12 protein-coding genes are annotated in these 12,831 nt (G+C 60.8%); 9 read left to right on the top strand and 3 right to left on the bottom strand.

What is annotated here, in order from left to right; genetic code table 11:
- Positions 1–34: 34 nt before the first annotated feature.
- The 3 genes from HK26_RS08880 to flgF form a co-directional block, all read right to left on the bottom strand.
- Complete coding sequence (locus HK26_RS08880; protein ID WP_086639452.1) at positions 35–1,138, bottom strand: flagellin; 1,104 nt, start codon at positions 1,136–1,138, stop codon at positions 35–37.
- Between the two features lie 24 nt (positions 1,139–1,162).
- The gene (gene flgK / locus HK26_RS08875) at positions 1,163–2,758 is read right to left on the bottom strand and encodes a flagellar hook-associated protein FlgK (protein ID WP_086639451.1); all 1,596 of its coding nucleotides are present in this window, start codon (positions 2,756–2,758) and stop codon (positions 1,163–1,165) included.
- A 143-nt stretch (positions 2,759–2,901) separates the two neighbouring features.
- Positions 2,902–3,738, bottom strand: coding sequence for a flagellar basal-body rod protein FlgF (gene flgF / locus HK26_RS08870; protein ID WP_257640943.1), 837 nt, complete (start codon positions 3,736–3,738; stop codon positions 2,902–2,904).
- A gap of 253 nt (positions 3,739–3,991) precedes the next feature.
- Between flgF and flgG the strand changes: the two genes are divergently transcribed.
- The 9 genes from flgG (at position 3,992) to HK26_RS08820 (ending at position 12,831) form a co-directional block, all read left to right on the top strand.
- On the top strand, positions 3,992–4,780 hold the full coding sequence (gene flgG, locus HK26_RS08860; RefSeq protein ID WP_086639449.1) for a flagellar basal-body rod protein FlgG: 789 nt from the start codon (positions 3,992–3,994) through the stop codon (positions 4,778–4,780).
- 2 nt (positions 4,781–4,782) lie between these two features.
- A complete protein-coding gene (gene flgA / locus HK26_RS08855; RefSeq protein ID WP_086639448.1) occupies positions 4,783–5,805 on the top strand; it encodes a flagellar basal body P-ring formation chaperone FlgA in 1,023 nt (340 codons plus the stop codon).
- 24 nt (positions 5,806–5,829) lie between these two features.
- A complete protein-coding gene (gene flgH / locus HK26_RS08850) occupies positions 5,830–6,555 on the top strand; it encodes a flagellar basal body L-ring protein FlgH (RefSeq protein WP_257640942.1) in 726 nt (241 codons plus the stop codon).
- A gap of 249 nt (positions 6,556–6,804) precedes the next feature.
- A complete protein-coding gene (locus tag HK26_RS08845; protein WP_086639446.1) occupies positions 6,805–7,506 on the top strand; it encodes a hypothetical protein in 702 nt (233 codons plus the stop codon).
- Positions 7,507–7,680: 174 nt separating this feature from the next.
- A complete protein-coding gene (locus tag HK26_RS08840) occupies positions 7,681–8,559 on the top strand; it encodes a MotE family protein (RefSeq protein ID WP_086639445.1) in 879 nt (292 codons plus the stop codon).
- A 201-nt stretch (positions 8,560–8,760) separates the two neighbouring features.
- The gene (locus HK26_RS08835) at positions 8,761–9,096 is read left to right on the top strand and encodes a hypothetical protein (RefSeq protein WP_025828608.1); all 336 of its coding nucleotides are present in this window, start codon (positions 8,761–8,763) and stop codon (positions 9,094–9,096) included.
- Between the two features lie 259 nt (positions 9,097–9,355).
- A complete protein-coding gene (gene fliF / locus HK26_RS08830; protein ID WP_086639444.1) occupies positions 9,356–10,996 on the top strand; it encodes a flagellar basal-body MS-ring/collar protein FliF in 1,641 nt (546 codons plus the stop codon).
- Between the two features lie 3 nt (positions 10,997–10,999).
- Positions 11,000–12,076, top strand: a complete 1,077-nt coding sequence (gene fliG, locus HK26_RS08825) for a flagellar motor switch protein FliG (RefSeq protein WP_086639443.1) — start codon at positions 11,000–11,002, stop codon at positions 12,074–12,076.
- Positions 12,076–12,831, top strand: a complete 756-nt coding sequence (locus tag HK26_RS08820; RefSeq protein WP_257640941.1) for a FliH/SctL family protein — start codon at positions 12,076–12,078, stop codon at positions 12,829–12,831. Before fliG ends, HK26_RS08820 begins: the two co-directional genes overlap by 1 nt.

The following is a 12,831-nucleotide window of genomic DNA, read 5'->3' as shown; positions in this document are numbered from 1 at the left end:
GTTCGGGCGTATAGCGCGCGTGTGGACGTGGCCTTTACAGATAGTTGGCCAGTGTCATGTCCTTCATATCCGCGATCAGAATGAACGAGGCCTTGAGGCTGGCCTGCACGTTGCTGCTCTGGATAGCCACCTGTGCAATATCGGTTGTGCGGGCATCTGACAGCTGGGTTTTGAGCGCAGTCGTGGTGTTGGTCAGCAGGCTTGCGCGCGCGGTCAGCGCGTTCTGCTGCGCGCCCACGGTCGTTTCCATGTTGATCAACTGGTTGGTCGTGTTGACCAGCGATGTATGGAGTTGGTTCACAAGGTCGGAATACCCTGTGCTGGTGGAGGACATGCCGCTCATGCCCGAAATCAGCATCATATCCCGCATCAGGTCCTTGATGGGGGAGCCGGTGGAGGTGCTGCTCACGTCCGATGTGCTGCCCTGCGTGGCCACAATGCCATAGGTGCTGGACGTGCTGTCCCCCGTAATGGTGCTGGTCTGCTGGGTCTGGGCCGTGTTGAGGGAGGCCGTGCCATCTGTGGAGGACGCGGTGGAAATGGTGCTCGAAAAAATCGAGCTGTCCGCGTTCATCAGCGTGGTGGCCTGCTGCAGAATGCTGTCCATGCTTGTGCCGGATGCAAGCTGGCTGAGTGTGCTGGCGATCTGTGTGCTTGTTGTGCCGCTGGCCACGTTGGACGGGTCGTTGACCGGGGCTTGGGTGGCGTTCTGCCCGGCAAACACATAGCCCGTACCGTTGGAGGCGTTGAGCACCGTGGCAATCTGGCTGAGCGTGCTCGAAGCTTCGGTCGAGACCGAGTTGACCGTGGATGTGCTGCTGCTGCCTGTAATGCTCAGCAGGTTGGTCGCCATGCTCTGCGCGAGCGAGACAATCTGCTTAAGGGACGTGGCGGTTACGCTCAGGCTGTTCTGGGCGTTGGTGATGTTGCTCTGCCATGCCGCGACCTGCGTGATCTTGGGGGTCAGCGAAAACACGGTGGAACGGGACGTGCCAAGACCCGCAAAGGTCTCGGAGATAATACCGTTGTTTGACGTCTGCCACGAAAGGGTGGTCTGGGCGTCGCTGAGTTCTTTGACACCGGCGGAAAGAACGAGGCTTGCCGCACTTGCGCCATACTGCCCGATAGAAGTGCTCATAGTAAAGTCTCTCCCTCTATGGGCTTAGTTGATGGCGTTAAGGAGCGCGCTGAACATGGTCTGCACGGAGGAAATGATCTTGGCGTTGGCCGTATAGGCGTTTTGCAGCGCCACAATCTTGGACATTTCGGTATTCACATCCACGCCCGACACACTGGTTACCTTTGCGCTCAGCGTTGTCTGCACCGCCGTGGCGTAGGTCAGGTTGGTGCTGGCCGTGCTGATGGTGGCGCCCTGATTGGATGTCAGGGAGGTTGCCAGCGCCACAAGCCCTTGCGTTGCACTGTACCCGGTGCTCAGGCTGCTGCCCGGCCCAAGGTCGGATGTCGGGGCATCCAGACTGACCACCGTGCCGTCCGACAGGGTGGTGGAGCCGCTCACATTGCTGCTGGAGGTGCCAAAGGTGGTGCTCAGCACGTTGGTAATGGTTGTGGTGCTGCCGCTGGGCGCCAGACTGGAGGGGGTGTCCGAGTACGTGGCGTTAACGGTAATGCCACTTGCCAGATTGGTCTGCTGGCTGCTCGCCCCGGTAGCGGTGGTGGAGATCACGCTGCTGCCCGAGGAACTGGTGAACAGGGACATGCCCGCAGCCGTAAAGCGGTTGATCAGCGTTGTGGAGAACGCGTTCAGCTGCGCCTGCATGGTGGGGTAGGTTGTGTCACGCAGGGTAATGTTGGCCCCCAGCGTGCCGCTGGTCAGGTGGGACGTAATATCCGTTGAGGAGGTGTTGGTCGTCCCATCCGCCACCGTAATGCCCGCAATGGGGGAATTGGTGGGGTCACCTGCCTTATAATACATGCTGTCGGTAATGGTGGTGCTGGCCGTACCCCCATTTGTAGCCGAGAGCGGCCATGTGTTGCTGGGCAGGGTCTGGGTGTTGTCGTTCAGGCCGATCTGGTCCGGGCGGGTCGGCAGCTTGGTGCCGTCCTCGGTAGTGACAACCATGTCGCCCTTTGACGTTTCGGTAAACTTGACCCCCACTTCGGAGGAGAGGTCGTTCATCACCTGAAGGCGGCTGTTTTCAAGGTCGGCGGTATCGGAGCCAACGGCCTTGAGCGCCATGATCTGCTTGGACAGCTGGCCGATCTGCGTCAGGTTCTGGTTGATGGTGGAGACCGTGGACACAATGGTGTCTTCCGCCGTCTGCCGCTGCTGTGTGTACGTGCTGGCCAGCGTGTGGATGGTGTCGGTCAGGGAGGTGGCAGCAGTAATGACAGCGGTCTGCGCCGAGCTTTCCAGCGGGGTGGATGTCAGCGATGTCAGCGCGGTCTGCACGTTGCCCAGCGCATCGGACAGGGTGTTGGTCGAACCCGAATCCGAGGAGGTGGACCCCTGAACGGAGGCAACGGCTGCCAGCGAGTTGGAGGATGTGGTCAGGCCCGAGACCTTGGCGTTCTGGGTGTACAGCGAGGATTGCAGGTAGGGGCTGACATTGACCACCGTATGGCCAATGCGCACGCCGGTCCCCTGATTGTTTGCAACAGCCGAGGTCACGCTAGCCGATTCGGAGGCATAGCCCGTGGTGGAGGAGTTGGCGACGTTCTGGGAGACAACGGAGTACTGGTATTCGATCCCGTTCAGCCCGCTCGAGGCTATTGATAGAGCTGATCCTAGGTCCATTGTTGTCCTCGTCCGTTGGTCACGGCGTGTTTTAAAAATCTGGCAATCAATAGCAGCCAACTGGCAGCAGTTAAAGAAGTCTTACGGCGCATTGGTTTGCAGAAGGTTAACGTAATGCGCAAAATGGCCCGTGCAAAGGCGTGTCAGCTGCTCGAATCCTGCGTGATCTTGTCAATCGCGTTGGTGCGGCGGGTGGATTCGGTCTGCACAAGCTGGAAGTTCAGGTCGTAATCACGCTGGATTTCCACCATGCGTGTGGTCTCGGCAATGGCGTTGACGTTGCTGCTCTCCAGCATACCCTGCCGGATCTCCTTGCGGGGGAGCACACGCGTCTGGGTCGTGGGTTTGAGCAGGTCATTACCCTCGGGCTGGAGGGTGTTCAGGTTGTCCACCGTCATCAGGTCAATGGTGCCTACCGCGCCATCCTGCGTGGAAATGGTGCCATCGGAGGAGACGGACAGCACATCGTCCTCACGGGGGATGATGATGGGGCGCTGGAAGCGGTTGAGAACGGGGTTGCCGTTAATATCCACAATGGTGCCATCGGAGCGGCGCTGGAACTGGCCGTTGCGCGTCAGCCGCACGCCCTGCGTGGTCTGCACGGCAAAAAACCCTTCGCCGTTAATGGCAAAGTCGGTCGGGTTGCCGGTCTGGCGGAGCTGGCCCTGCCCGTGGTTCTGGTAGGTAGCGCGGTCCTGCGTATAGGCTTCCGTCCGCTCACCGGGGATACCGTGAATGTCTTTTTGTTTGACAATATAGTCCGAGAACAACTCGCGGGAGGCCTTGAAGCCCGTTGTATTGGCGTTGGCCAGATTGTTGCTGCTGACTTCAAGGTCATGCGTCAGGGCATTGATGCGGGACAAGGCGATATAGGTCGTGTTGTCCATGGGTGTCTCACTCCGGCGGGTGGGGCGGGTGCGGCGCACTGGTGCGGGCCTGCCCCGAATCTTGCGGCCCGATAACGGTTTTATGTCTGCCAAATCTATTGGATTGCCTATAATACAGCAACACCGGATGTGTGTCATACACCACAAAAGCACGCTTGATGTAGAAGTGGTAAGGAATTGGCCAGACAAAACCTCTTGCAATGGCCATGCTGTCGTCTTACCTCTTGCTGGCAATACATGGTATGGCAGTTTGCGTACGGCCATGTAAGTTCCCACCCATGCCCCCGCCACCGCACCGTTGTTGGGGAGAGCATGGCGCAAGGCACACCCGGAGGCTTGTCATCCTATGATGCGTTCCCTTGATATCGCCGCTACGGGCATGCAGGCCCAGTCGACGAACGTCGAGACAATTTCCCACAACATCGCCAACATGACGACCACGGGCTACAAGCGGCGTCGGGCGGAGTTTCAGGACCTGATCTATCAGGACATGCGCCGCGCGGGGACCATGAGCTCGGATACGGGCGACCTTGTGCCCTCTGGCGCGCAGGTGGGTCTTGGTGTGCGCACCGCCGGTATTTACCGTATTAACGAGCAGGGCACGCTGGAGCAGACCGGCAACGCGCTGGATATGGCTATTGAAGGGCGCGGCTACTTCCGTGTGACCCTGCCATCGGGCGAATACGCCTACACGCGTGACGGCACGTTCTCGCTCTCCAACGACGGGACCATTGTTACGGCGGACGGCTACCCGCTCAGCCCTGACATTTCCCTGCCCAATAATGCCGAAAACATTACCGTCGATCAGAGCGGGCAGGTGCAGTACACCCTGTCCGGGCAGACTACGGCGCAGGTGGCCGGGCAGATCCAGCTTGTCACCTTCCAGAACGAAAACGGTCTGGCCGCCATGGGGCAGAACCTGTTCACCTCCACCACCTCCTCGGGCGACCCGGTTACGGGCACGCCGCAGAGCACGGGGTTCGGGGATATCCGGCAGGGCTTTTTGGAAGAATCCGCCGTGAACGTGGTGACCGAAATTACCGACCTGATTACCGCCCAGCGCGCGTATGAAATGAACAGTAAGGTCATTACCGCTTCTGATGAAATGCTTCAGACGCTCACGAACCTGAAATAACCATGTCCCTGCGGGCGGCCTTACTGCCGGTTCTGGCTGCGGTTTTTGTGGCGTTGCAGCCTGTGGCCAGCTTTGCGGCAACCCTGCGGACGGCCACCACGGTCACATCGGACACGGTGCGCCTGTCGGACCTGTTTATGGACCTGGAGCCGGGGCAGGACCGTGTTCTGGGGCCAGCGCCGTTGCCGGGCAGCAGTTTTGTGGTTGGGGGGCGGCAGTTGCTGGCCATTGCCGACCAGTATGGCGTGGACTGGCTGGACCAGTCCGCCACGGCGCAGGTAACCGTCACACGCGCAGGCCGCGTGCTGGACCGCGACTTTTTTATCCATCTGGTCAAACAGAGCCTGCCCGATCTGGGCGAAGGCCCGGTAACAATCGAGCTGGGTGACTTCCACCCCATGACCGTTGCCGCCGATGACCCCAAGCCCGTTGTCCTGTCCGATGTGGACTGGGACCAGAAGAGTGGCCGCTTTACCGCTACGGTGTACCGCACCCACCCGCTGGGCGATATTACGCAGGACTCGTTCCTGCTGACCGGCACGGTCCATGCGGCGCAGCGTGTGCTGGTGTACACGCATGCGCTTGCTGCCGGGTCGATCATCGGGGCAGGGGATGTGCGGGTGGACGAATCCTATACCGGCCATACCGGCGCGCGGGCCTACACGGGGGATACGGATGTTGCGGGCATGACCCTGCTGCACAGTGTGGTGGTGGACGAGCCGGTGCTGGAGCGGGACCTGCGGCGCACCATTGTCATGCACAAGGGTGACCCCATCATGCTCTCCTACACATCGCCCGGGCTGCACCTGTCCGCCACGGGCCGTGCGCTGGAGGATGGCGGGGCAGGCCAGTACGTGCATGCGCTCAACCTCGCCAGCAAAATGATTCTGACAGGCCGTGTCGTCAACGGGTCCGAAATGGAGGTGGACACCACTTCGGGTGCCGTGCCATCGGATGGCAATGCCCTGCGCCGCATCAGCGCGTCCTCCCGCTCCGGTGGGCAGGGCGGCGCATACCCCCGGTAGTAGCCTATGACTTGGAGAGACTTATTGACCCAACACCGTCTGTCTGGCGCCGTTCTGGTCGGATTGCTGGGCCTTGCCTCCTGCACGGGGCTGGCGGACCTCAGCGAGGTGGGGCACCCCCCGCGCATGACCCGCACGTCTGACCCGACGCAGACACCGGATTACCGGCCTGTGACCATGCCCATGCCCCCGCTTCAGGCGCCACCAACGGAGGTGGGGAGCCTGTGGCGGCCGGGGAGCCGGGCCTTCTTCAAGGACCAGCGTGCCTCTCAGGTCGGGGACCTGCTGACGATTAAGGTCGAGATCGCAGATAATGCGAACGTGGTGGATAATACCTCCGCCTCGTCCAGCGGGTCTGAGGATTTTGGTATTCCCAGCCTGTTTGGTCTCAAGGCGGGCGCGCTGACCAAGGCCGATGCGCTGAACACGAGCAGCGCGAGTGCCAATGCAGGTACGGGGACCATCCGGCGGACGGAGGCGGTCACGCTTACACTTGCGGGAACCATTACGCAGGTGCTGCCCAACGGCAACTTTGTGGTGGTGGCACGGCAGGAGGTGCGGGTTAACGGGGAGTTGCGCCAGCTTATGGTCAGCGGTGTGGTCAGGCCGCAGGATATTCTGGAAGACAACACCGTCACCCACGACCGTATTGCAGAAGCCCGCATTTCCTACGGTGGGCGTGGCCAGCTGACCAAGCAGCAGACTCCGCGCTACGGCCAGCAGATTATGGACAGTGTTCTGCCCTTCTAGGCGGTATGGCTCTGGGTTTGTGCTGTGTGTTGGGGGTGGGGCCAAAAAGGTTGGGCCATCACTAACGCATAACTTGACATAACGGTTCAGTTTCCCCCATTCAACAAGTTGTGCAATGCCTGTTTTCTGTGTGTTGCATGGCCATTGGCGCCGGTGCGGGGGTGAGTAGTCAGCAGGCTGGCGCTTACGCGGGCGCCCAGATCATGGCGATGCTGGCGCAATTGGCAGGTAACACCACGGGAGATAAGCATGACGAACGGTGACAACGCATTCGGCACCCTGGCCGAGCCTAACCAGACCATACTTGTACAGGGGCTGAATGTTGCCAGCCTGAAGTGCGAAACAGATGCCCCCATCGCCATCGGCGGCACGGTGCGCAGCGCGCAGTTGCAGGCCCCGATTGTGGATGTGCTGGAAAGTGGTGTGGTCTCGGGCGAGCTGGTTGCTGAAGAAGTGGTCATTCGTGGCACGGCCGAAAACGTGACGGTCCGCGCCAAGCGCTTTTTTGCCACCAGCACCGCCAAAATCCAGAACTGCACCCTTGTCCTTGAAGGGATGAGCGGGTGCAGCATCAACCCCGGTGCGGAACTGACGGGCGACTTCAAGATCAGCACGTCCTCCTTTGCTTCTGTTGCGGCACCTGCTCCTGTGGCTGCTGTGGCACCGGCTGCAACACCTGCTTTTGCAGCGGCTACGCCCGCCTCTGCTGCCAAGCCGGTCAAGGTTGAGATCAAACCCGCACCGACCACTCCGGCGGCTGGTGCGTCCTCCTCCTCCACGGCGTCCTCATCCTCCTCCGGTGCGTCCAAGTCCGCCACGGCGGATGCAGGCAAGTCCTCCGCTACGGGTGGCAGCTCGGTCTGGGGGAGTGTTGATCAGGCTGTCCGTTCCTCGGCGGAGACGGAAGATGGTCATGCCTCCCTTGTGGGAACGTCCGATACGCAGTCGTAAGTCTGTGTCTGGTCGTGGCATGGCTTTGGGGGGTGTGGCTGACGCGCTCCCCGGTGTGTGCAGTGTTGCCGCCATGCCCGTCCGTCAGAGTGTTTTTGTGAAGAGATGTCGTAGGTTGTGATGCTGATACCCCGTTTGTCGTTCGGGAAACTTGTGCATATTTCATCAAGCCTGATGACTCTTCTTCTGGCCATGAATATCCACACCATCGCCGGACACATGAAGGACGATAGTGCGGACACGGCTGCGCAGCCTCTTGTCTCCGTTGCCAGTGCGGCCGCGGCCGAGACCACGCCTGCCGCCGTGAATGAATCCAGCAGCAAGACCAAAAGCGACAAGGATGCGCTGGAGGGCTGGGTGTCCGTGCTCGATGCCAACGAGGCGGCGGAAATGTCTCCCGATGTGGGGGATTCCTCGGGCGGCGCCAAAAAGAAGACCGGCGTTGCGGCGGATGACTGCTCCAAGGGTATTTCCTGCGCGCAGGTCAAGACCGGCCTTGGGCCAGACCCGGACCCGGAGGTCAGCAAGGCTGAGGCCGATCTGGTCAAGGATATTCTGGCCCGCCAGTCCAGCATTGAGGGCGAACAGCAGCAGCTTGACCAGCAAAAGCATGTGCTCAATGCCGCACGCGCCGTGCTGGACCAGAAAATGAATACGCTTGACGCCTCCATGGCCACGCTGGAGCAGAAGCAGGCCGCCCACCGTGAGGTCATGGACGCCGAGACTGACCGGCTGGTCAAGATTTATGAGGACATGCCCCCCAAGGAGGCTGCGGCGGTCTTTAACATCATGGACATTCATGTGCTGATTGCCGTTGCCAGTAAAATGAACACCCGCAAGGTCTCGGCCATTATGGGGAACATGTCGCCCGAGCGGGTGAACCTGATCTCCCAGTTCATGGCGGGGGTCCGCAGCTTCCATGCCACGGGCGATGGGGCCGATGGTGGGGACCGGGTCGCGCAGAACGTAGGCACAGCCACATGGTGGGCCAAGCCTGCAACCCCGGTTGCCCCGGCAGCGGGTGTGCGCGGTGCCGGGTCGTCTGCACAGTAGCTGGCGGTTACGGTGCGGGTGCGCACGCTTTTTTTGGGTAAGGTGGGCTCTTGGCTCGCATTTACATGGGAACTGGCTTAAAATAACACGTCATCTGGCACAAATGGCCGCCTCTGGCGGGCTTGGCAGCATCTGGCACCTACGTCATAGCCAGTTCGGGCGCAGGGTGCATGTGGGCTTGAAGGACGGGAACAACAAGGCATGATAATCAGGCGCGCAGTGATGGTAAGCCTGCTTCTGGCAGTTGCGGGGTGTTCGGCCGACACGGTTGCCAGCAAGATAACCGGGCGTGAGTGCAATGCCGGTTATATTCAGGAAGGGGAGGACTGGTGTGCCCCCCCCGAGCGCCCGCCCGCGCCCCAGCCGTACTGCACACAGAGCTGGAATGGTGTGGACTGCTGGGCCAGACCTGACCTGATGCCCAACGTGGCGCGCGAGGTGGCGGAAGGCCCAACAGGGCTGACGCAGGACCAGAACGCGCAGCGGTTGAATATGTCGATCAAAAAGGCGCCACCAACAAACGCCTATTATCCATAAATCGGGGTGCGTCTGGCGCACCGGACCGGGGTACAATACAAGCTGGAGTGGGTCTGGTGGTGCAAGGCTGTTCTTTTACTGTGGCACAGGGTGCGCAACGTGTATTTATGGCCAACAGGCGCGCTGTTGTGCTTGACGGGCAGGACAGGGCAATGGCAAGGCCATGCTCTGGTGGCGCTGCGGAGTGTTTGGATGCTGAAACGTCTGGAGAGTTGTGTGGTTCCCCATTTTTCCTTCGTGACAGCGTAGCCGTTCCCGCATGAAAAACTTTCTCACAAGTCTCAAGGCTCTTGGCCGCACGCAGCAGATTGCGCTGGGCGTTGCCGGAGCGGCCCTGCTGGGTGCTCTGGCCTATTTTGCCTTTTATGCCGGGGTGGGTGCGAGCACGCTGCTCTATGGTGATCTGGACCTGACCGAGGCGGCCGAAATGGCCGATGACCTGGCCAAGGCCCACATCTCCTTTACCACCAGCTCCGATGGCACCCGCATTTTTGTGGCCAAGGACAAGGTTGCCAGTGCGCGCCTTCTGCTGGCCAAAAACGGCCTGCCAAGCGGTGGCGCCGTTGGCTACGAGCTGTTTGACAAGAGCGGCACCCTGACCAGCACACAGTTTGAACAGTCAATTAACGAGACCCGGGCCATGGAGGGGGAACTTGAGCGTTCCATCCGCCTGCTCAACGGGGTGCGCAACGTACGCGTGCATCTGGTGCTGCCACACCGTGACCTGTTCTCGACCGAGACCAATCCCTCGCAGGCCAGTGTGGTGCTGGATATTGGCCGTGCTGGCCGTATGGCGCCCGATGGCATTCAGGCGATCCAGAACCTTGTGGCCGCCGCCGTGCCGGGCCTGCGCCCGCAGAATATTTCCATCGTGGATACGCGCGGCGATGTGCTGGTCAAACCCGGTGACCCGGACAGCCTGGCCGGGCAGGAAACGCAGATGGAAAAAATCCGTCATGCGGAAGAACAGCGCCTTGCACAGGCGGTGGAGGACATGCTCATCCCCACATTGGGGGCGGGGCATGTACGCGCCCGTGCCGCAGTGACCATGGCCACCGAGGAAGTGCACGAAACGGACGAAAGCTACGATCCCAACCAGCAGGTCCTGCGCTCGCAGCAGACAAGCTCGGACAAGAGCGTCAACACCGAATCCAGTCCGAGCACAACGGTGGGCAACAACCTGCCCAACGCCAATGCCAATCAGGACAACAAGACCGGCTCGACCAACGACCGGGAAGAAGAGACCAATAATTACGAAATTGGCAAGCGTGTCCGGGTTGTAAACCAGTCGCGCCCGCGCATTGCCCGCGTAAGCATGGCGGTGCTGGTCGATGGCACCATGAGCAAGGACAAAAACGGCAAGGAAGTCTGGACCCCGCTGGATGATTCCGAGCTGGAGCGCATTACCACGCTGGCACAGACTGCCGTAGGGTTTGACAAGGTCCGTGGGGATGAGGTGCGCGTTGTTTCCATGCGGTTCATGCCCGATGGCGGGTTTGACTTTGCAGGTTCACGCACCGACTACTTCAGCCGCGAAATGCTTATTTACGTGGCGGAATGGGTTATTCCCATCCTGCTGGTTCTGGGCGCTCTGTTTATTGGCCTGCGTCCCATGCTGCGCCGCACCGGTCTGGTTACCCTTGTGTCCAAGGAACGGCACGGGCAGGAAGCGCTGCTCGCCGGGGCCGAAGGCGGCACGCTGGCCATGGGTGCCAATGGGCAGATGCTCCATTCCGGCGCGGCCGATGGAGGCAGTGGCGTGGATCTGGATGGTGTGCAGGGCAAGCTGCGGCAGGAAGCGCTGGATAGGGTTGCCGATCGCTTTGAAAACAACCTTGATGAAACCGTGCTGATTATCCGGAGCTGGCTGAACGCCCCGGAACCGAAGAAGGGGGCCTAGGCCATGTCCGAGACAGCAGCAGCGGCCGCCGCCCCCCCCGAAGCACGGCAGGAAGCGCCACCTTCGGTTGTGCATGATGAAACCCGGCACCTGAGCGGCAAACAGCGTGTTGCCATTCTGCTCCTTGCCGCCGGGCGTGAGCGCGCGGTCAAGGTGCTCAAGCAGTTGCAGGAGGACGAGGTCCGCGACGTGTCCGTGGCCATGGCGGGGCTGGGGCTTATCAGCGCGTCCGTGGTGGAGGAGGTGTGTGCGCAGTTCACCAAGAACTTCGAATCGTCCGAAGGGCTTGTGGGTACGTACGAAACCACCGAGGAACTGCTGCGCAAGGCCCTGTCGGGCGAGCAGGTCGACAAGATCATGGAAGAAATCCGTGGTCCGGCCGGGCGCACCATGTGGGACAAGCTGGGCAATGTGCAGGAGCTGGTGCTGGCCAACTACCTGCGCAACGAATACCCGCAGACTGCTGCCGTTATTCTCAGCCGTCTCCAGCCTGCCCATGCCGCACGGGTGCTGACCCTGCTGCCAGAGGATTACGCAACCGAGGTGATGATGCGCGTGCTGCACATGGAAACGGTGCAGCGCGAAGTGCTCGACAGCGTGGAGGCCACCTTGCGCTCGGAATTCATTTCCTCCCTTGGTCGTTCGGCCAAGCGCGACAGTTACGAACTGCTGGCCGAAGTGTTCAACAACTTCGACCGCAAGACAGAAACGCGCCTTATGGCGTCCATGGACAAGCGCAACCACGACGATATGGAAAAGGTGAAAGCGCTTATGTTCACCTTCGAAGATATCAAACGTCTGCCGCACGAGGCCCTTATGCGCATTGTGGCGCAGGTGGACCGCGAAAAGCTGCCCCTCGCGCTCAAAGGCGCGTCCGAGACGGTGCGCAAGATGTTCTTGCAGTGCATGTCCAAGCGTGCGGGCAGTATTCTGCTCGAGGAAATTTCCGCCCTTGGCCCTGTGCGCGTGAAGGACGCAGACGCCGCACAGGTCGATATCGTGACCATTATCAAAAATATGGCCAATGCGGGTGAGATTGACCTGACCGAAAACGGCGGCAACGACGAGATCATTCCATAATGCTGCCAAAGGGGTCCTTTAGCTCCGGTGTTTGCGTTTTTGCTGCGGATGGTGCGTCCTCTGCGGCGGATGCGCCTGCGCGCGCCTATCCGCGCATGATCGATCTGGAGGACTTTGGCGCCCCCCCCGAACCAGTTGCCGATGAGGACTCCAAGGAGGAGGAAGAGCACCCGCCAGAGCCTCCTCCCCCCGACCCCAACCTGCTCAGCATCACGCGGGACGAGCTGGCCGCCCTGCAGGAGCAGGCGCACAGGGACGGGCAGGCCCAAGGTGCCGCGCAGAAGGATGCGGAGCTACAGACGTTCTATACCGGGTGCATAGCCGAACTGACCGCAGCATTTGCAGCCGAAAACGCACGGCGTGACCAGGAAGTGGCCCGTGCCGCGCAGGTGTTTGTGGGGACGGTGGTTGAGATTGTGCGCAGCCTGACCGCCCTTGACGGTGCGGTGTTGCAGGGCATGCAGCGCGACCTGCTGGCCGATGCCGCAAGCTTTGCGCGTGAGTGCGAGGGGGATGTGACAGTACAGTGCAGCCCCACGGACCTGCCGCGTCTTCAGGCGGCCTTGCAAAATAACGGCGGCGTGCAGGTCATGCCCGTGTCGGATATGGAGCAGGGCATTATACGGATTTCCACAGCAGCCAACACTATTGTCATTGACCCAGTGCAGTGGCGCAAAAGCATGGCTGAGAAAATAGTTGCCAGTGTAACAGCCCTTGCGCGCCAGCGCATGCAGCAGAATACTGAGCAGGCATAA

The organism is Acetobacter okinawensis (assembly GCF_002153655.1).
In the GTDB taxonomy this organism is placed as follows: Bacteria; Pseudomonadota; Alphaproteobacteria; order Acetobacterales; family Acetobacteraceae; genus Acetobacter; species Acetobacter okinawensis_A.
This window is presented reverse-complemented; position numbering and strand designations above follow the sequence as displayed.

Excerpts from the sequence above, each read along its gene's own strand:
- flgG (WP_086639449.1), top strand. The coding sequence starts at position 3,992 with ATGATGCGTTCCCTTGATATCGCCGCTACGGGCATGCAGGCCCAGTCG.
- flgA (WP_086639448.1), top strand. The coding sequence starts at position 4,783 with ATGTCCCTGCGGGCGGCCTTACTGCCGGTTCTGGCTGCGGTTTTTGTG.
- HK26_RS08880 (WP_086639452.1), bottom strand. The coding sequence starts at position 1,138 with ATGAGCACTTCTATCGGGCAGTATGGCGCAAGTGCGGCAAGCCTCGTT.
- fliF (WP_086639444.1), top strand. The coding sequence starts at position 9,356 with ATGAAAAACTTTCTCACAAGTCTCAAGGCTCTTGGCCGCACGCAGCAG.
- fliG (WP_086639443.1), top strand. The coding sequence starts at position 11,000 with ATGTCCGAGACAGCAGCAGCGGCCGCCGCCCCCCCCGAAGCACGGCAG.
- HK26_RS08845 (WP_086639446.1), top strand. The coding sequence starts at position 6,805 with ATGACGAACGGTGACAACGCATTCGGCACCCTGGCCGAGCCTAACCAG.
- flgK (WP_086639451.1), bottom strand. The coding sequence starts at position 2,758 with ATGGACCTAGGATCAGCTCTATCAATAGCCTCGAGCGGGCTGAACGGG.
- HK26_RS08820 (WP_257640941.1), top strand. The coding sequence starts at position 12,076 with ATGCTGCCAAAGGGGTCCTTTAGCTCCGGTGTTTGCGTTTTTGCTGCG.
- HK26_RS08840 (WP_086639445.1), top strand. The coding sequence starts at position 7,681 with ATGACTCTTCTTCTGGCCATGAATATCCACACCATCGCCGGACACATG.
- HK26_RS08835 (WP_025828608.1), top strand. The coding sequence starts at position 8,761 with ATGATAATCAGGCGCGCAGTGATGGTAAGCCTGCTTCTGGCAGTTGCG.